The sequence below is a fragment of the Mycobacterium sp. TH-M116 genome (assembly GCF_057473685.1).
In genome coordinates this window covers 19,893-39,547 of record NZ_JBYCLC010000253.1, presented here as the reverse complement: position 1 = coordinate 39,547, position 19,655 = coordinate 19,893, and the positions used below count along the sequence as shown (strand labels likewise).

At 68.5% G+C, this 19,655-nt stretch carries 11 protein-coding genes and 2 pseudogenes; 4 read left to right on the top strand and 9 right to left on the bottom strand.

Annotated features, from left to right (window positions below; all coding sequences use genetic code 11):
• Positions 1-15: 15 nt before the first annotated feature.
• From AC2VOK_RS12645 to AC2VOK_RS12635, 3 genes are all read right to left on the bottom strand, one after another.
• Positions 16-2,877 (bottom strand): MMPL/RND family transporter, encoded by a 2,862-nt coding sequence (locus AC2VOK_RS12645; RefSeq protein ID WP_428900773.1) that lies wholly within the window; start codon positions 2,875-2,877, stop codon positions 16-18.
• Positions 2,874-3,272, bottom strand: coding sequence for an MmpS family transport accessory protein (locus AC2VOK_RS12640; RefSeq protein WP_428900788.1), 399 nt, complete (start codon positions 3,270-3,272; stop codon positions 2,874-2,876). Before AC2VOK_RS12640 ends, AC2VOK_RS12645 begins: the two co-directional genes overlap by 4 nt.
• A gap of 192 nt (positions 3,273-3,464) precedes the next feature.
• On the bottom strand, positions 3,465-3,881 hold the full coding sequence (locus AC2VOK_RS12635) for a hypothetical protein (RefSeq protein ID WP_428900772.1): 417 nt from the start codon (positions 3,879-3,881) through the stop codon (positions 3,465-3,467).
• 138 nt (positions 3,882-4,019) lie between these two features.
• On the opposite strand from AC2VOK_RS12635, the gene AC2VOK_RS12630 reads away from it, so the two are divergent.
• Positions 4,020-5,459: an FAD-binding oxidoreductase gene (locus AC2VOK_RS12630; RefSeq protein ID WP_428900771.1), complete on the top strand. Its 1,440-nt coding sequence runs from the start codon at positions 4,020-4,022 to the stop codon at positions 5,457-5,459.
• 70 nt (positions 5,460-5,529) lie between these two features.
• On the opposite strand, the gene AC2VOK_RS12625 is transcribed toward AC2VOK_RS12630, so the two are convergent.
• Together AC2VOK_RS12625 and AC2VOK_RS12620 are read right to left on the bottom strand one after the other, a co-directional pair.
• The gene (locus AC2VOK_RS12625) at positions 5,530-5,862 is read right to left on the bottom strand and encodes an AMP-binding enzyme (protein WP_428900787.1); all 333 of its coding nucleotides are present in this window, start codon (positions 5,860-5,862) and stop codon (positions 5,530-5,532) included.
• A 150-nt stretch (positions 5,863-6,012) separates the two neighbouring features.
• A pseudogene (locus tag AC2VOK_RS12620) lies at positions 6,013-7,007 on the bottom strand (AMP-binding protein); the annotation flags it as partial.
• A gap of 267 nt (positions 7,008-7,274) precedes the next feature.
• On the opposite strand from AC2VOK_RS12620, the gene mbtG reads away from it, so the two are divergent.
• Together mbtG and AC2VOK_RS12610 are read left to right on the top strand one after the other, a co-directional pair.
• Positions 7,275-8,555 carry an NADPH-dependent L-lysine N(6)-monooxygenase MbtG gene (mbtG, locus tag AC2VOK_RS12615; protein WP_428900770.1) on the top strand — a complete coding sequence of 427 codons (1,281 nt, stop codon included), beginning with the start codon at positions 7,275-7,277 and terminating at the stop codon, positions 8,553-8,555.
• Positions 8,536-8,616 (top strand): annotated as a pseudogene (locus AC2VOK_RS12610) (MbtH family NRPS accessory protein); the annotation flags it as partial. The gene mbtG and the pseudogene AC2VOK_RS12610, both read left to right, overlap by 20 nt.
• 4 nt (positions 8,617-8,620) lie before the next feature.
• Here the strand turns inward: AC2VOK_RS12610 and nbtC are convergent.
• The 4 genes from nbtC to AC2VOK_RS12590 all read right to left on the bottom strand — a co-directional run bounded on the left by nbtC (position 8,621) and on the right by AC2VOK_RS12590 (position 14,442).
• A complete protein-coding gene (gene nbtC / locus AC2VOK_RS12605) occupies positions 8,621-11,680 on the bottom strand; it encodes a nocobactin polyketide synthase NbtC (RefSeq protein ID WP_428900769.1) in 3,060 nt (1,019 codons plus the stop codon).
• Between the two features lie 12 nt (positions 11,681-11,692).
• On the bottom strand, positions 11,693-12,988 hold the full coding sequence (locus AC2VOK_RS12600; protein WP_428900768.1) for a beta-ketoacyl [acyl carrier protein] synthase domain-containing protein: 1,296 nt from the start codon (positions 12,986-12,988) through the stop codon (positions 11,693-11,695).
• On the bottom strand, positions 12,985-13,740 hold the full coding sequence (locus AC2VOK_RS12595) for a thioesterase II family protein (protein WP_428900767.1): 756 nt from the start codon (positions 13,738-13,740) through the stop codon (positions 12,985-12,987). The genes AC2VOK_RS12600 and AC2VOK_RS12595 overlap by 4 nt, the downstream gene beginning before the upstream one ends.
• A gap of 147 nt (positions 13,741-13,887) precedes the next feature.
• Complete coding sequence (locus AC2VOK_RS12590; RefSeq protein WP_428900786.1) at positions 13,888-14,442, bottom strand: GNAT family N-acetyltransferase; 555 nt, start codon at positions 14,440-14,442, stop codon at positions 13,888-13,890.
• 200 nt (positions 14,443-14,642) lie between these two features.
• Here AC2VOK_RS12590 and AC2VOK_RS12585 point away from each other — a divergent pair, with 200 nt between their 5' ends.
• Positions 14,643-19,655: an amino acid adenylation domain-containing protein gene (locus tag AC2VOK_RS12585; RefSeq protein ID WP_428900766.1), complete on the top strand. Its 5,013-nt coding sequence runs from the start codon at positions 14,643-14,645 to the stop codon at positions 19,653-19,655.

The following is a 19,655-nucleotide window of genomic DNA, read 5'->3' as shown; positions in this document are numbered from 1 at the left end:
CTTCTCCGGGCGGGCCTATTCCGCTGCCGGGGGGCCGGCCGGCACGGGTTGGCGCCGCCGCGACGGACGGTTGCGCACCAGCGTCGGCCACCAGAACCACGGCCCGAGAATCCTGACGATGCACGGCACGACGAACGACCGCACGATCAGCGTGTCGAGCAGCAAACCGATGCACACGGTGGACCCCACCTGGCCGATCGTCCGCAAGTCGCTGGTGAGCATTGCCAGCATGGTGAACGCGAACACCAGGCCTGCCGACGTGACCACGCCACCGGTGCTGCCGAGAGCGCGGATCAGCCCCGTGTGCAACCCCGCACCGATCTCTTCCTTGACTCGCACGATCAGCAACAGGTTGTAGTCCGAGCCCACCGCCACCAGGATGATGAACGTCAGCGGCAACACCAGCCAGTGCAGGTGCAGACCGATCAGATGCTGCCAGACGAGAATGGAGAGCCCGAATGCCCCGGCGTAGGAGAACGCCACCGTTCCGGGAATGACCAAGGCCGCCACCAGGCTTCGGGTGAGGAACATCATGATCAGAAAGATCAGGATGAACGCGGCGATTGCCGCGATCATCAGATCGGACATCGCGTATTCCTTGATGTCCTTGTCGTTGGACCCCGAACCGCCGATGTAGACGCGGGCGCCGGCCAACGAGGTCTCCTTGAGGACCGTGGTGATCGCGGTCGGGAACTTCTCGACATGCTCCACGCCTTCGGGGCCCATCGCGTTGCCCTCGTGGGTGACGATGAACCGGGCGGCTTCGCCGTCCGGGGACATCATGAGCTTGATGCCGGTTTTGACGTCTTCGTTGTCGAAACCTTCGTGGGGGATGTAGAAGTAGTCGTCGCTGCGGGCCCGGTCGAAGTCGTTGCCGACGTTGATCAGGTCATCGAACGTCTGGTCGGTCTGGATGGACTGCAGATCTGCCGAGCCGTAACTGTTGACCAGCTTCGACCGCAGGGCCTCGGTGTCGTCGGCCGTGGCTTTCAGCTGCGTAATGATCTGCGGGAAGGCTTTGTCGACCTCTTCGAGGGAGACTTTGGCGTTCCCGATGTCTTCGGCCAACTTGTCGATGTTGTCGAGTGCTTCGAACAGCGATCTGAACGTCCAGCAGATGGGAATGTCGAAACAGTGTTTCTCCCAATAGAAGTAACTCTTGACGGGTCGGAAGAAGTCGTCGACGTTTGCGGTTTCCTGATTCAACTCGTCGCTGATCCGTTGCAGATCCTCGACGGTGAGGACGGTCTGATGCAGTTCGTCGGACACCTTCTGGAAGAAGCCGATCTCCTTGCGCAGCACTTCGACAGAATGCGCCTGGATATCTGCCTGCTGGTCGGTGTTGGAATTCTGTTCCCTGTTGAACGGGAGCTGCTGACCGCTGCCGCTGCCCTGTGTGGTGAACAAGTACGGAATGCTGGCATGCTCGAGCGGCCGGCCCAGGGGCCTCGTCATACTTTGCACCATCGCCACACCGGGCAGGCGGATCAGAGCTTTGGCGACCCGGTCGAGTGTGATGAAGTCGGCCGAGTTGCGCATGTCGTGGTCGGTTTCGATCATCAGCATCTCGGAGAAGAGTTTGCTTTTGGAAAAGTGCCGATCGGCCGCGGCGAAACCCAACTTGGCCGGGGCGTCAGACGGCTGATACTGACGGTCGTCGTAGTTCTGCCGGTAGGTCGGCACGAAGATCGCCCCGATCATGACGACGGCCGAACTGGCTGCCAGGATCGGCACCGGCCAGCGCACCACACTGGCGGCGATGCGCCGGTACAGGTGTGCCTTCGCCTTGTGTTTGGGATCGAACAGCCCCAGCAGGCTGCCCACGGTCAGCAGTGCCGGGCCCAGCGTCATCGCGGCGATGATGGTGAAGATCATCGTGATCGCCACTGCCGGGCCCATGGTGTGGAAGTAGTTCAGCCGCGCGAAAGTCAGGCAGTAACACGCACCCGCGATCGTCAGCCCCGAGCCGATGATGATCGGCGCCACACCCTTGTAGGCGATGTAGAAACTGTCCTCTCGGCTCGCACCGTTTTGTCGCGCCTCGTGGTAGCGGCCCATCAGGAAGATGCCGTAATCCGTTCCCGCGCCCAGGGTCAGGGCGATGACGATGTTCACCGCGAACGACGAGAGTTCGATGAATCCGAGGTGGCCGAGGGTGGCGGTGATCCCCTTGGCGACCAGCATTTCGATGAGGACCCCCAGCAAAGGCACCAGGAGCACCGAGGGTGCGCGGTAGACCACCAACAACATCAGGACTATCAGGATGATCGTGACGATCGTGACGTTGTTCAGGCTGTTGTTGGCGGTGGTGAGCGTGTCGGAGGCCAGCGGGGCCGCGCCACTGACGTAGACCTTGAGGCCCGGCGGAGGGGGGTCTTTGGCGACGATGTCACGCACGGCCTGCACGGACTGATTGGCTTCGATCTGGCCGATGTCACCGGCCAGACGCAACAGCACGTAGGTGGCCTTGCCGTCGACGCTCTGCGCCCCTGCCGCGGTGAACGGTTTGCCCCACAGGTCCATGACGTACTGCACGTGCCGTTTGTCGCGCTCGAGGCGGCGCATCAGTCCGTCGTAGTACTCGTGATCGGCGACGACCAGCGGCCGATTGGCCTCGAACACGAGCATGGTCAAGTTGGTGGAGTCGGATTCGTGAAACTTCTCGCCGATGTGCAGCAGCGCCCGTTGCGAGGGCGCGTAGTGCGGCACCATCGGTCCGGCGAGTTCTTCTGCGACCCGTTCCACTTGGGGCATGAAGGTGTTCGTGGTCACCGCGACAAGACCCCAGAACAGGATGATCGGTATCGCGAAAGCGCGAACCATGCGCGGGATGAAAGGGCGTTTGACAGGGGCGTCGTCCACGCGGTGTTCGCTCATGCCGATTTCACCCGGCATTCGACGTCCGCGTCTTGATGGTGACTGACCTGTTCGTCGCGCACCACGCCATCCACCAGCATCCGGCAGCCCACGTGCGCGCCGTGAACGTGGACCGAGACACTGCCGGACACCACCGTGAGCGTCGTCGTCTCGGTGTGGGACCACGGCAACGTCGTGACATCCACCTGATGGGGATGCCCGTCGATGTCGATGTAGACGAGTTGGCCGCCCTTTCCGGCGGAGCCGAACACCTCATAGGTGAGTCGTTTGGGGTTGAACTCCTCGGGCGCCTGCGGTCCGTTGACGGTGATGACCGGCGGGGGAGCGGAGAACTGATGCACCTTCCACATACAGACCGCGCCCACACCGATCGCGACGGCGGTGACCAGCGGCATCCACGCCCGGGCCAGGACGGTCCTGGCCACTGACGCACGAGGAGTCACTCGACCACCTTTCGGGCTACCGTGCCTGGCCGCACGCTCTCGCCTCGGTCCCGACGAACTGCCGGGGCCGGCACGACCCATCCATGTATCAGACAGATTGACATGTGGAGCGAAGGGAGAATATCAGTTTGTGGACGTTAGCGTCTACTGCAGGCGCTTCTTCAACCGCGCGCTGGCGCGCAGCCGGATGGCGAGGTTCGTGGAGGTGAACATCGGGATCACGCCGAGGAATGTCCGTTCGGACGGCGTGGCCCCGTGCAGGTGTTCGAGGCTGCCCATCACGTAGAAGCACCCCAGCATGAACAAGGCGGCAGGGATGCAGAGCGCCATCGGCGAACCGCGGTCGGCGACGACCTGCTTGGCATAGTCCAGCTCCTCTCGCGACATCGGCCGGCCCTTGCGCACCTTGTCCAGCACCGTTTTGGCGCTCCCGATCTCCTCGCTGATCGGCAACGTGGGCCGGGCGCCCAGCCGCTTGACGAACACAGTGGCAACCGAGGCGAACGTCAGCACCAGTGTCAGGGAGATCAGCGTCAGGCCACCCCATAAACCCAAAGCCATTGGTTGCTCCTTTGCTTCGCCACCCGTTGGGCGGGGTCACGGTTCGGGAACGGTTCGGTCACCCCGCGTCACGTCGTACGGTACCGCGCTTCCCGGGGTCGACAATGCCGAACATGACGCAGTTGCGGGAGCCCGGCGTTGGCGCATGAAATCTCGCGGCAGACGTTTCTGCGGGCTGCCGCTGCGGGGCTGGCCGCAGGGACGGTCCTGGGCGGGGGACGAGCGCGGGCAGAACCGAAAGCCACGGGCTGGAGCGGTCTTTCGTCCGTCATCGGCGGCCAGGTGATCCTGCCGGACCAGGGTCCCCAATTCGCCACGGTCAAGCAGGTTTTCAACACCAACTACAACGATGCGATGCCTGCGGCGGTCGTCGTCCCGACCTCGACCGCCGACGTGCAGAAAGCGATGGCGTTCGCCGCGGCGCACAACCTCAAGGTCGCCCCGCGCGCAGGTGGGCACTCCTACGTGGGGGCCTCCACGGCCAACGGCACCATGGTGCTCGACCTGCGGCAGTTGCCCGGCGGCATCAACTACGACGCGGCCACCGGGCACGTCACGGTGACACCGGCGACCGATCTGTATGCGATGCACGAGGCGCTGGCCGGAGCGGGCCGCGGCGTGCCGACGGGGACCTGCCCGACGGTCGGTGCGGCGGGTCACGCGCTGGGGGGCGGCCTGGGCGCCGATTCGCGGCACGCGGGCCTGCTGTGCGACCAGTTGACGTCGGCGTCGGTGGTACTGCCCGGCGGCCGGGCGGTCACCGCGTCGGCCGCCAACAACCCCGATCTGTTCTGGGGGTTGCGCGGCGGCGGTGGCGGCAACTTCGGTGTCACCACCTCGCTGACCTTCGCCACGTTCCCCGCCGGTGACGTCGACGCCGTGAACCTCGATTTCCCGCCGGAGTCGCTCGCCCAGGTTCTCGTCGGTTGGCAGAACTGGCTGCGCACGGCCGACCGGAACAGCTGGGCGCTGGCCGATGCCACGGTCGACCCGATGGGCACCCACTGCCGGATCCTGGCGACCTGCCCGGCCGGATCGGGCGCCGGGGTGCAGCGCGCCATCGTCGCGGCCGTCGGCATCCAGCCGACCGGCACCGAGACCCACACGTTCAACCGCATGGACCTGGTGCGGTATCTGGCCGTCGGGAACCTCAACCCGGCACCGTTGGGGTATGTCGGCGGATCCGACGTCCTGCCGCTGGTCAACGCGGGCACCGCGCAGGGAATCGCGGCGGCGGTCAACGCCTTCCCCCGCGGGGCGGGCCGCATGCTGGCGATCATGCACGCCCTGGATGGCGCGCTGGCGACCGTGGCGCCGGGAGCGACGGCCTTTCCGTGGCGGCGCCAGTACGCGCTGGTGCAGTGGTATGTCGAAACGTCCGGATCGCCGGCGGCGGCCACCGCTTGGCTCAACACGGCACACCGAGCGGTGCAACCATATTCGGCCGGCGGCTATGTCAACTACCTCGAGGCGAACCAGGCGGCGTCGCGGTACTTCGGTCCGAATCTGTCGCGGCTGAGCGCCGTGCGCCAGAAGTACGATCCCGGCCGGGTCATGTTCTCCGGGCTGCCCGTCTGAGCGTTTGCGCCCAGCCCGGTCCGCGAGCGTAACGGGGCTGCGAAATCCGCGGCCACTTTTCGCAGTGACGTTACGCTCGCGGGCCAAGACGGCCGGCGATCGCCTTCTTGTCGATCTTGCCGACGGGTGTCGTGGGCAGCGCCGCCATCTCGACCAGCATGTCCGGGCGCGCGTGCGCGGCCACGCCGCGACAGTCGAGGTAGGCGTTCAACTCCGCCAAGCCGATCGCCGGCCCATTGAAAACCACCGCGGCGCAGATTTTTTCGCCGAGCATGGTATCGGGCAGCGCAATGGCCGCGGCCGCGAGGACCGTGGGGTGGCTCAGCAGCGGTTCCTCGATGTCCACCGCGGCGATGGTCTCGCCGCCGCGGCAGATCACGTCTTTGACGCGGCCGGTGACCATGAGGTAGCCGTCCTCGCGCAACCGGACCAGGTCGCCGCTGCGGTAGAAGCCCTCGGGATCGAAGCAGCGCTCGTTGTCGCGCTCGGCGTGGAAGTAGCCGTTGATCGTGTAGGGCCCCCGCACCAGCAGCTCGCCCTCGTCTCCGGGCGCCACCGGTTCGCCCGTGGCGTCGACGATGCGCAGTTCGTCGTCCGGGCACAACGGCCGGCCCTGGGTGTGCTCGACCACGTCGGGTGGATCGTCGAGTCGCGTGAAGTTGAGCAATCCCTCGGCCATGCCGAATACCTGCTGCAACGCCGGTGTCAGCGTCGTGCGCAGCAGGCGGGCGTCCTCGGGATCCAGACGGGACCCCCCAACCTGCAAGAGCCGCAGCGATTTCGGTGGCTGCGGCTCCCAGTCGCAGGCCTGCGCCCACAGCTTGGCCAAGGCCGGCACCAGCGCGGTGACGGTCACTCGATGGCGCGCGATGGCGGCGAAGGCGGCCTCGGGGCTGGGGTCGGCGGCGAAGACGGTGGTGGCGCCGACGGTCATTGCCCCGAGCAGACCCGGGCACGCCAGCGGGAAGTTGTGCGCGGCGGGCAGCACGACGAGATACACGTCGTCGGCGGTCAGTCGGCACAGCTGAGCGCTCGCGGTCGCGTTGTAGAGGTAGTCGTCGTGGGTGCGCGGGATCAGCTTCGGGGCGCCGGTGGTGCCGCCGGACACGAGCACCAGCGCGGGTGCGGACGGGTCGCCCGCAACGTGTGGCGCGGAACCGTCGGGCAGCGCCGACCACGCGGTGAACGGGTCGGCGTCGCCGTCGACGATCACGTGGCGCAGCCCGGGATGCAGCACGACGAGATCTTCGGCCATCGCGCGGTGGTCGAAGCCGCCCGCGGAGTCGGCGACGATCAACCCCACCGCTCCACTGACCTCGGTGAAGTGGCCAACTCGGTCAATCGGTGTCCGGTCAGGCACAGCACGGGGATGGCCCCGGCGCGCAGCAAACCGAACAGGGCGACGGAAAACCGGCATGTGTTGGGCAGTTGCACCAGTACCCGATCGAACGGCGCGAGGCCGAGCGCGGCGAAGCCGGCGGCGGCGCGGTCGGCGAGCGCGTCCAGTTCGGCGTAAGTGTGGCCGCGGTCGGGGCCGGCCGTGTCCACGACGGCGACGCGGTCGGGCCAGGTCGCCGCGGCGTGCCGCAACACCGAGTCGAGGGTTCGGCCGGCCCAGTGACCGACCGACCGATAGCGAGCCGCGCGGTCGGGCGGGAACGGAACGAAGCCGTGCAACGGTGGCTCAGGATCAGATGGCACTCGGGAACTCCGTCGGGGGCGGGCGTGTCCTGCCGGTCGAGCATAGGGTAGCGTACACAAAGTTAGGGCAGCCTCGGCTAAGCCAATCGACGGAGGTGGCGCGGTGAACGCGCGATGAGCGACACCCTTGCGATCGTCGGGGCCGGTGCGAAGGCGGTGGCGGTGGCCGCGAAGGCGGCGGTGCTGCGCGAGTTGGGCATCGATGCCCCCGACGTCGTCGCCGTCGAACGGTCCGGGGTGGCCGCCAACTGGCGGGCCGGTGGGGGCTGGACGGACGGCCGGCAGCGGCTGGGTACCAGCCCCGAGAAGGACATCGGCTTCCCGTACCGGTCCGATCTGATGCCGGGCTCCGAAGTCGACGAACGGATGATGCGGTTCAGCTGGCAGTCGTACCTGGTTGCCACCGACCAGTTCGTGGGCTGGGTCGACCGGGGCAGGCCGGCGCCGACCCACGAGACGTGGGCCGGTTATCTGCGCTGGGTCGCCGCCATGGTGTGCTTGAAAGTCGTTGACGGCGAGGTGGTCCGGATTTCCGTGGACGACGCGCGCTGGGTGCTGCACACCCGGGGGCCGAGCCTGTCCGCCGCGACGCTGATGGTGACCGGGCCGGGACAGCCCGACAGGTCGATGCTCGCGGGTGATCCGCGGGTGCTCTCGATCGCGCAGTTCTGGCGGCGCGCGGGACAACACGAGCGCATCGTCGCCGACAACGTCGCGGTCATCGGCGGGGGAGAGACCGCCGCTTCCATCCTCAACGAACTTTTCCACCATCGGGTTTCGGTCATCACGGCCATCTCGCCGCAGGCGACGCTGTTCACCCGCGGCGAGGGCTTCTTCGAGAACTCGCTGTTCTCCGACCCGACCGGCTGGCGCAGCCTGAGCCAGGCCGAACGGCGCGACTGCATCGCCCGCACCGACCGCGGGGTGTTCTCGGCACGGGTCCAGGAATCCCTGTTGGCCGACGAGCGGATCCAACATCGGCGCGGGCGCGTCGCCCGCGTGATCGACCGCGACGACCGGATCTGGATCACGCTGCGCACCGACAACTGCGGTGAGCCGCTGGAGACGCTGCACCGGTTCGACCTCGTCATCGACGGATCCGGCGCCGATCCGGTGTGGTTCCTGCCGCTGCTGTGCCCGGCCGCCCGGGGCGCTCTCGAACGCGGCCTGGGCGGGCCGGTGTCCCTCGAGGCACTGGAGGAGTCCATCGGCGCGGACCTGGCCGTCGCGGGCGTTGCTCCCAAGCTGTTGTTGCCGAACCTGTCGGGCGTCAACGAGGGACCGGGGTTTCCCAACCTGAGTTGCCTGGGGTTGCTGTCCGACCGCGTACTGGGTGCCGAGCTGGGACACACCGGTTCGAAGAAGGGGAGAACCGATGAGTACCAATCCGTTTGACGACGCGGAGCTCGCGTTCTGTGTGCTGGTCAACGACGGGGCGCAGCACAGCCTGTGGCCGGCGGTTAGCTGCTCAGCCGCTCCAATAGATCGGCGACGGACGCCCCGCCGAGCAGGTCGACCACGTCCACGTCGCGGTCGAACTCGGCCTTGACACGGCGGCGTAACTCCAGGGCCTGCAGCGACTCCAGTCCCAGCGCGACCAAGGGGGTTTGGGTGTCGATTGTCTCGGCGCGATCGACACCGATGGCCCCGGCCACCAGCGTCAGCAAGCGGTGCGGCGTCCGATCCGCGGTGACAGGCGCGGACGGTCCGGTGGTTTCGGGTGCGGGCGTATCCAGCTGGGACAGCAACGAGGCGCGCCCGCAGGCATCCAGCACCGACCGTGCCCGACCCAGCGCGAACGCCGCGACGCCGGCATTTCCGTCATACCGGCCCATTCCCAGGGTCAGCGCGTCGGCCGAAGACATCGCGAGCAACCCGGTCGGGGAGAGCTTCGCGGTGCCTGACGACCGGGGGTCGAAAGTGACCGCCCACTGTCCCCACTGCACGGATGCGCAGTCCACGCCGTGGGCGCGCAGCCGGTGCGCCATCGCGTCGAGCATCCTGTTCGCCGCGGCATAGAGGATCAGGCCGCGGCCGCCGACGGTGGCGGCGATCGAGGAGCACAAGACCACGCGGCAGTCGTCGGTGCGCGGGAACGCCGCGAGCACGCGGGAGATGCCGACGACCTTGGCGCGCAACGCTTCGTCGGCCTGCTCGGGGGTGATGTCCGCCAGTTCGGCACCCGAATAGTGCACCGCGGCGTGGACGATCAGGTCGGCGGGTGCATCCCGGTGGCGTTGCGCCAGTTCGGCTACCGCCGCCGGGTCGCCGACGTCGCAGCCGGCGACCTCGATGCGCGTCGATGTCGCCGAGCGGATCCGGTGCAGACGCTGCGCGACGGCATCGGTCTCGCCCGACCGACTGACCAGCGTGATGCGCCGTGCGCCGCGGCGGGCGAAGTGGTCGCAGAATTCCAGCCCCAGCGTGCCGGTTCCCCCGACGAGGAGCACATGCTCGGGCGGCGCCCCAGCGGTACCGGGGGAGGCCGGGAGCTCTTCGATGACCCTCTTCGCGTAGAGCCCGCCGGCGCGCAGCGCCAGCTCCGACTCACCGGCGGTGTGCAGCGCGGACAGGATCGTGGTGGCCGACCGCGGTGACACGGGCCCGGGTTCCAGGTCGAGGTGACGGAATCGCACTCCGGGGTGTTCGGCGCCCAGGCAGCGGAAACCCGCTGCCGCCGCGCCGTGCACCGGATCGGGCGGTGTGTCGCCGTCGACCGGCTCGCCGCCTACCGTCACCAGCCAGCATTCGGCGATCGCCGTCTTGACGTCAGGCCACCACGCGCGGCGGGAGAAGAAGGTCGCCACCGCCGTGGCGGCGGCCGCATCGTCCACCGGCGGCGACGGCGCGAGCAGGATGATTAGGGTGTCGAGATCGGTTTCCCCGGAGGGGATTTCGTGGCCATTGAGCCTATGCCCCGAGGCGCCGATGTCGTCCGCGGCGGCGAGCAGCGCGTCGGCCAGCTGCGCGCAGGCCCCGGTGTGGTCGACGATCCCGAACGAGCGCGGTGGTGCCAGCGAGCGGTGCGAGAGCCGGACCCACCGTTCGGTGAGCAGCCGCGGCGCGGCCGTGGCCGGGGCCGGATCGGTCGGGTCGGGGCCGGGCCCCCGCCGGCTGCGCCGGGGCAGGACCTCGTCGTAAGGCAGCCAGAGCTTCGACTCGTTCATCACCAGGTTGGGAAAGTCGCGTAACGGCAGGGGGGTGGGGTCTTCGGGCTCGGCGCGCAGGCACTCCCACGGGTAGTCCTGATCGTGCACGGCCAGCAGCGCCAGGTTGCGGGTGAACTCGGCCAGGTCGCCGGACGCGCGATCGGACGTGCTGACGACCACGGTCGCGCGCGGGCCGGCGGCATGGGTGTTGGAGGACGCGAGGTTGTCCTGGATTGCCAGCTGCAGTGTGGGGTGTTCGGCCAGTTCTACGAACGTGTCGACGCCCAGTTCGAGCGCGGCCGCGATCGCCTTGTCGAATCGGACGGGGTTGCGCAGGTTCCACAGCCAGTATTCGTCGACCGGTAGGTCTGTGGTGATCGGACCGCCGAGGGTGCTTCCGAGGCAGTCGATGTCAGTGTCCAGGAACGCCGGATGCTGCAGTTCGTGGTGGGCGGCAGCGCGTACCCTGTCGGCGAGTTCCTGGATCAGGCTGGTGTGGGCCGGATACCGGACGCCGATGACGCGAGCGAAGGTTCCGCGCTCGGTGAACGTGTCGACGATCCCCTCCACGGTGTCCCGGTCGCCGGAGATCCCGACCATGTTGGGGGAATTGACCACCGACAGCTGTGCCCACCCCGAGCGGCGTGCGAGGACGTCCTCGCAGGTGTCGCGGCCGGTGGCGACGACGGCCATCGCATAGTCCCCGGCGCCGAACTGGTCGGCCGCATCCGCGCGAATGCCGATGACGCGCACCGCATCCGGCAGTGTGACGGCGCCGGAGACGTAAGCGGCCGCGACCTCGCCCTGGCTGTGTCCGACTGTGGCCCCGGCCACGACCCCGAACGAGCGCCACATCGCGGCCAACCCGGCCATCTGGGTGAACAGCGCGGGCTGCACCGTGATCGCGCGGTCCGGCACGGGAACATGCAGCCCGAGAAGGTAATCCAGCGGTGACTCACCGACCAGCGTCTGGAACGCCGCGTCGCAACGCTCCACTTCGTCGCGGAACGCGGGGACCGCCTCGTAGAAGAGCCGTCCCATCCCCGGTCGCTGGCCACCCTGTCCGGGAAAGACGTAGGCGATTTTGCGCGCCGCGGCCGGCGTCTCGCTGCGCACCACCGCGGGGTGTGCGCGGTCCTCGGCGACCGCCCGCAGGGCGCCGGTCAGCTCCTCCCGGGTGCCCACCATGGCCAGGGCCCGGTGTTTGCGCGCGGAGCGGGTGCGAAACAGCATTGCCGCAATCTGCTGCGGCGTCACCGCGGAGTGTCCCGTCACGTAGGAGAGCAGGGCCGCGGCTTCGACGCGCAACAACTCGGGTTCATTCGACGACAGCAGAACGGGAACGGTCCCGTCGGGAAGCCGATAGGTCACAGCGTCACGCCCTCACTCCCCTGGATCGGTGGGCATTGCGACCACGGCGTGCGCATTGGCACCGCCGGCGCCGAACGACGACACGGCGCCGTAGCGGTAGCCTTCTTTGGCTTCCCACGCGTGCAGCTGTGTGGCCAGTCGCAGGCCCGTGAGGTTCCAGTCCAGCGTCGTGGTCGGGTTGTCCGAGAAGAGGGTGGGCGGAATGTGGCCGTGCCGGCCCGCAAGGAGCAGTTTGATCAGTCCGAGAATTCCCGATGCCGCTTGTGCGTGTCCGGCGTTCGATTTGATCGAGCCCAGCCGGGCTTCGCACCCCGCTGAGCCGTACGTCTTGAACAGGGCGAGCAATTCCACGGGGTCGCCCGCCAGAGTTGCCGTGCCGTGCCCTTCGATCATCCCGACGTCGGCCGGATCGATTCCGGCCGCGTCGAGCGTTGTGCGAATGACCTGCTCCTGCGCGCGCACCCGGGGAACCAGGATCGGCTTGCCCTTGCCGTTGTGGTTGGTTCGCACGGCGAGTATGCGTCCCAAGACGTGGTGTCCCAGCCTGCGCGCTCGCGATTCCCGTTCGACGAGAACCATACCCGCGCCTTCACCCCAGATGGTGCCGCTCGCGTCATCGGAGTAGGCGCGGCAATGCCCGTCGTCGGAGAGCGCGTTGAGTCTCGCGAACTCGTAGAAGGCCGTCGGGGCCCCCAGCACACACACGGCCCCGGCCAGCGCCCATTCGCACTCGTCCATCGCAACCGCGTTGGCGGCCAACTGCACTGCGGTCAGCGACGATCCGCACGCGGAATCGATAGCGAGGGAGGGGCCTGTCAGTCCCAGAAAGTGCGAGACCCGTCCGGCGCCTCCCAGTTGCCCCAGGCCGACGGTCCGGTGTCCGGTGAAGGCATCGGCCAGCGCGGTGCGCGGCCCGTATTCCGTCATCGACATGCCGACGAAACAACCGCCGACTTCGCCCTCGAGCGAGCCGGGATTGATGCCGGCATTCTCGAGCGCCTTCCACGCCACCCGCATCGCAACCCGCTGCTGAGGGTGCATCACGAGAGCCTCGCGATGAGTGATTCCGAAAAAGGCCGGGTCGAATGTCGTTGCGCTGTCCATGAAGCCGCCGGCGTCGCACACTCGCCCCCAGCCGTCGAGCTCCGACACCGAGAACAGGTCCTCCAGCGGCCAGCCGCGGTCGCGGGGGAAGGGGCCGATGAGTTCTTTGGCCTCAGCCAGCGCCGACCACAGGGCGGCGGGGCTGTCGATTCCGCCCGGCGCCTCGACAGCCATTCCGGAGATGACGACGGGGTCGCCGCTCACGTCGGCTGCTCGGCGTGCGCGCTCAGCAGCGCCGCGATCGCGTCCACGTGCTGGTTCAGATAGAAGTGCCCGCCCTCGAACATCGTGACCCTGAGCGCGGCGGTGTGCTTTCCCCACCCGTACAGGTCGCCCAGCGTGACATACGGGTCCTGATCTCCGCCCATGGCGTGAATCGGGGCCGCCACCGTGACGTCTTCGGCGCCGGAGTAGGCGTCGAAGGCCTTGAAGTCGGCCTTGACCACCGGAAGCGTCAGCCGCATGAGGTCGCGGTCGGCCAGCACACCGGAGTCGGTGCCCTCGAGCGCCAGCAGGTGGTTGAGGAGTTCCTCGTCGTCCTCGGTCGGGTGCGAGGGTGTGGCGGCGGCCCGGCACGGGGCGACGGTCGCGGAGATGACGAGCTGGTCCACCGGAATACCCGCGGCCTCCGCGAGCCGGACGAACTCGAAGGCGACCATGGCGCCCATGCTGTGGCCGAAGGCGACGATCGGAACCCCACGGTTGTGCTCCGAGGCCGAGAACTCGGCGAAGGCTCCCGCAGCGATCTCCGGCAGCGAATGCAAGGCCTGCTCGGCCGCGCGGTCCTGACGGCCGGGATATTGGAAGACGATGACCTCGAAGTTGCGGCCGAGAGCTTTCGAGAAAGCACGGTAGGTCGATGCACCGGCCCCGGCATGCGGGAACACCAACAGCGGAAGACTCCCAGGGGAGTGGGGCTTGTGGAACTGCCTGATCCAGCCCGGCGTTCGCAGCATCCGCTCTCACCTCTCGATCGGCGTCACTCCGGCCGCCCGCGTTCGCACCGCCTATAACTTAGGAGAGGCTAACATAAGGCGAACCTCGACGGGAGTGGGGTGCGGGTCCACCGGCTCCGGGTGCGTCCATGGCGCCCCGGTCGGTCCTCAGCGTCGTTCGCGGATCATCAGGGCGGCCCGTTTGTTCGGCAGGGCCATCTCGGTGATGCGTTCGAAGCCGGCACGCGTCAACGCCCGTATGCATGGCACGTTGTCGGCATCGGGTTCGGCGACCACCCGGGTCGCGCGGGGATCGACGTCCAGCTGCCAGTCGGAGACTGCCCGCAACAGGGCCGCGCCCAGTCCGCGCCCACGGCATCCGGCAGGCCCCAGCAATACGTGGACGCCGGCGTCGTGCGCGCGGGCGGTGTAGTGGTCGGCGAGGGGGTCCAGGTCGGCGCGATAGAGCTCCCAGTAGCTCATCGCGACGCCGGCCAGCTGACCCAGGTATGGGGTGGAGTGGGTACTGCGGACCTGTTGGTGCAGGTAGGAACGGATCTGGTCGCGCGGCCACGGTTTTCCCCAGAAGCGCGCCACCGCGGGATCGTTCATCCAGGGATGCACCAGGTCGACGTCACGGTCCGGGTCCACGGGGCGCAGCGAGAACTCCGGCGGGAACACCGCGTGCTCCGAGTGGGGCACGCTGTGTCCGAGGTCCACCATGTCCACTTTTGCCTCCTGCGCCCCGGTGAAAGCCGCATCGGAGCGATGTGTGCACCACCGCCTACGCACCGGGGTGGCCGGCACCCGAAACCTAGCGACTTAGCGAAGGCTAACATAAGCTACTGGGCTGACGGTTGGCCGAGCAGGCCAGAGGTCGCTGACCAACCGATATCACCGGCGGAGTGAAGATGGGGCGAGTTATGGCAGACGATGCCCGGACCGTGCAGGACCGCCGCCGAGCGCTTCTGCGCCGACGCATCAACGAAAGCGGTTTGGCGGCCGAGCAATCCGTCATCCCTCAGGCTGTACGGGCGGGGGAGCGTTACCCCCTTTCGCCCGGGCAGCGACGGATGTGGTTCCTGCAGGCGATGGACGCCGGCGACGTCACGCTCAACGTCTGCGTCGCCTACCGCCTGACGGGACCGCTGGACGGGGAGCGGCTGCGTGCGGCGTTCCACGACCTGGTGGCGCGGCACGCGATCCTGCGCACGGTATACGGGGTGGGCAGCGAGGGCGAACCGTATCAGGTGATCTCCGGTGACGTCGAGATCGGTTGGCCGACGGTCGATCTGACCGAGTTTCCCGAGGCCGAACGAGCACGGCGGATCGAAGCCCTGGCGCGCGCCGAGTTCGGCCGGCCGTTCGACCTCGCCACCGACCTGCCGCTGCGGACGACCCTGATCCACAGCGGGACCGGCGAGTCCGTGCTGCTGCTCGTCATACATCACATCTGCTGGGACGACGACTGCTGGGCCGTTTTCTCCGCCGAGCTGAGCGCGGCCTACAACGGTGACCGGCGGCTCGGCGACGCACCGCAGTTCGTGGCCGCCGAGGTGCTTCAGACCGCCGCCGAATCCACCGTCGCCGACGTCGGCTACTGGGCCGACACGCTGCGGCCGGCGCCGGAACCCTTGCCGCTTCCCGGCCTGGCCGCCACCAGGCCTTCGCGGGACGCCGAGCGCCTATCCCGTGTCATGTCCCCCGAATTGTTCGACAAGGTACAAGAATTCGCCCAACGCCAGTCCGCCACGCCGTTCATGGTCCTGCTGGCGGCTTTCGGTGTGCTGGTGCGCCGCTACACCGGAACCCAGGATTTCCTGGTGTCCGTGCCGGTGACCGGGCGCCGGGCCGCAGCCCACGGCGCCCTCGGGTACTTCGGCAACACGCTGTTGCTGCGGATCACCGTGCGGCCGCAGGACACCTTCGTCTCGTTCGTCGACGCGATCCGCGAAACCTGCCTCAACGGATTCGCTCACCAGTCCGTCGGCATCGACCGGGTCGTGCGCGAGGTGAATCCGGAACGCATGGGGCACGACGGCATGGACCGACTGGTACGGCTTGGCTTTTCGTTGCGCAAGAGCGCCAACGACTTCGCCCTGGACGGCATCACCGTGGCACAACTCGACCTGGCGGCGGTGAGCGCGCACCTACCGCTGGCGCTCGCGATCGTGCTCGACCCCGGCCGGGTGTGCGTCGAGGTCGAATATCAGACCTGGCTGCGCGGTGAACTCGTCGAACAGATGCTGGCGCATTACCTGCGGCTGCTGGACCATGCGCTCGCCGAGCCCGGGCGCCGGATCGCCGGCATCGACATGCTCGGCCCCGGCGAGCGGGCCGACGTCCTGGCGCAATCCCATGGTGAACTCGTCACGACGCCGGCCACCACGATGGTCGCGTTGCTCGAAGCGGCCGCCGACGCGGCTCCTGAGGCCGTCGCGCTGGTCTCCGACGAGGCGCGGCTGACCTACGCCGAGCTGCATCGCCGGGCGAATCGACTGGCGCGCCTGCTCGTTCGGCGCGGCTTGGGTCCCGAAGACATCGTCGGGCTGCGCATGACGACGTCGATCGACTTCGTCGTCGCAGTTCTCGCGGTGCTCAAAGCCGGGGCGGCCTACCTGCCGATCGACCCCGCCTACCCGCACGAGCGCATCGACTACCTCATCGCGGACGCCCGCCCGCGGACGGTCATCGGGCATCGGGAGTTCGTCGCCGCCGAACGCGACGCCGCGCGTCTCCCAAACGCGATGCTGACCGACGCCGACCGGATCTTCGCGTTGCATCCCGAGCATCTGGCGTACGTCATCTACACGTCCGGCTCCACCGGGCGACCCAAGGGCGTGGCGGTTTCGCACCGGGCGATCGCCGAGCACGTCGACGGATTCATCGCCGAGTGGAGCATGACCGCCGCCGACCGGTTGTTGCAGTCGTCGTCGGTCAGCTTCGACGCGTCCTTGCTGGACATCTTCGTCACGCTGACGCTGGGTGCGCAGCTGGTCGTGCCCAGGCCCGGGGCGTTCGGCGACATCGACTACGTCGCGGACCTGATCGAGCGCCACCGCGTCACCGTGCTGCACATGGTCCCGTCGATGCTGAGCACCCTGTTGTTGCTGCCGCGGGCCGCCCAGTGGCGCGCGCTGCGGCACGTGCCGGTGGGCGGGGAGGCGCTACCCGGTGAGGTGGCCGACAGATTCGCGGGCCATTTCGACGCGGAGCTGCGCAACCACTACGGCCCGACCGAGGCTGTGGTCTGCGCGACACACAGGAAAGTCGAAGGCGCACAAGGCTCTCGCGTCGTGCCCATCGGTGTCCCGAACCGCAACGTCTACGCCTATGTGCTCGACGAGGAGCTGCAGCCGGTGCCCGCGCAGGTGATCGGCGAGCTCTACCTGGGTGGGGCGCAGCTGGCGCGGGGGTATCTGGGGCGCCCCGGGCTGACGTCGGAGCGTTTCGTCGCCGATCCGTTCGCCGCGGGGATGCGGATGTACCGGACGGGAGACCTGGTCCGGCGCAACCTGTCCGGGGAGCTGGAATTCGTCGGCCGCGCCGACGAGCAGGTCAAGGTGCGGGGCTACCGCATCGAGCTCGGCGAAGTCGAGTCGGTGATCGCCGCCCACCCGGCGGTCCGGCACTGCCTCGTCATCGCCGAGGACACCGAAGCCGGGCCGACGCTGGCCGCCTACCTGGTGCCCACCGCCGGTTGCGGCCCATCGGGCGCACCCGCCGGCGTGCACATCGACGAGATCCGCGCCCACGCCGCGGCGGCGCTGCCGGACTACATGGTGCCCAGCGCATTCGGGGTGATCCCCGAGATCCCGCTGACGGTCAGCGGCAAACTGGACAAGCGGGCCCTGCCCGCGCCCACCCCGGTGGCCGCGCGCGGCCACCGGCAGCCGACCACCGAGATCGAGCGCCGGATGTGCGCGATCTTCGCCCGCCTGTTCGGCCGCGACGAAAACTGGGACCGCATCGGCGCCGACGAGTCGTTCTTCGGGCTGGGCGGCCATTCGCTGCTGGCTGCCCGCCTGGTGGCGCAGATCCGGACCGCATTCGCCGTGGAGTGCAGCGTGCGCGACGTGTTCGACGCCCCGACACCGGCAGGGCTGGCGGGGCTGATCGAACGGCTGCGTACCGGATCCCGCCCCGCGGACACCCGGCCGCAGCTGACCGGGGAAACCCGCCCGGCCCGGCCCCCAGTGTCCTACTCCCAACTCGCCATGTGGTTCCAGTACCGGATGCGGGGCGCCAACGACGTCTTCAACATGGCGCTCACGCTGCGCTTCACCGGTCCGCTGGACACCGGGGTGCTGACCGCGGCGCTCAACGACGTGGTGGCCCGCCACGAGGTGCTGCGCACAAACCTCGTGGAACACAATGGGATGCCCTACCAGTACGTGCACCCGGAATTGCGGCTCGAACCGGCGGTGACCGAGGTCGCCGCCGATCGCCTCGGCGAGGCGATCGCCGCGCTGCGCCGCCACGTGTTCGCGCTGGAATCCGAGCCGCTGATCCGCCCCACCCTGCTGGTGGCAGGCCCGGACACGCACGTGCTGCTGTTGCTGATCCACCACGCGGTCACCGACCACACCTCGTTCGGAATCCTGGTCGATGACCTCGTCGTCGCGTACCGGGCGCGGCGCAACGCGCAGCCGCCGCAGTGGACCGCACCACCGGTGCAATTCGCCGATTATGCTCATTGGCAACGGAATACGTTCGAATCCCCGGGTCCGTGGGCGCGGGCGGAGCTGGACTACTGGCGCGGCGCGCTGGAAGGGCTGGCCACCGACATCTCGGTGGCCACCGACCGCGCGCGCCCGCCGCTGCTCGGGAAACGCGGGGAAGTGGTCGATTTCACCGTCGCCGCGGCCCGGCGGGCGGCACTCGTCCGGCTGGCCGAGGAGTCGGGCACCACCGAATTCTCGGTGTACCAAGCGGTCCTGGCGGTCGTGTTGCACAAGCTCGGCGGCGGCACGGACATCGCGATCGGTAGTCCCGTCGCCTGCCGGGTCGGCGAGAGCACCGCGAACCTGACCGGACCCTGCGCCAACGTCGTGGTGCTGCGCACCGACCTCTCCGGGCAGCCGAGCCTGCGCGAGCTCGTCGCGCGCAGCCGCGACACGGTCAAAGACGCACTGGCGCATCAGGAATTCCCCATCGAGCGGCTGGTCGAGGCACTGAACCCGCCCCGCTCCCCGTCGCGCAACCACCCGCTGTTCCAGCAGTCCATCCACTTCCGTGGCGAGGACTGGGCACTGTTGCCGCGTGATCTCACCGGCGCCGGGGACACCACGGTGTCGGCGCTCCCGATGGATTTCGAGATCTCATTGCTGGACCTCAACGTCGGCGTGAACGTGACCCCGGACGCCGAACTCGACGTGCGGGTCGTGGCCAATGCCGATCTCTACGAGCCCGCGACCGTCCGGCGCGTCGCCGCTGCCCTCGACGCGGCGTTCGACGCGTTCGCGACCACGCCCGACGCGTCCCTCGCGTCGGTCGGGCTGCTGCCCGCGGCCGACCTGCAGGCGCTGCTGGCCCAGCCGATCCCGCCCGAAGCGCGGGCGCGGCCGCTGTCCGGCGGGTCTGCCGAGACCGAACGGGCGCTGACCGCCTTGCTGGAGGAGCTGCTGGAGATCACCGGCGTCCACCGCGAGGACAATTTCTTCGCCGTCGGCGGCGACAGCATCGTCGCCGTGCAGCTGGCGGCCCGGGCCACCGCTGCGGGGCTGCCGCTGACCGCGGCGATGGTGTTCGAGCACATGAGCATCGCCGAGCTGGCCGCCGCGGTCGACGCGGCCACCGATCAGCCCGTGCCCCAGCATGCTTCGGCGCCCGAGCCGCCCGAGTCGCCGGAGTCGCCGTCGGCGCCGATGAGCGCGTCCGGCCTGGACGAGGCCACGCTGGCGGAGCTCACCGCCTCCTGGCTCAGGGAATCGTGA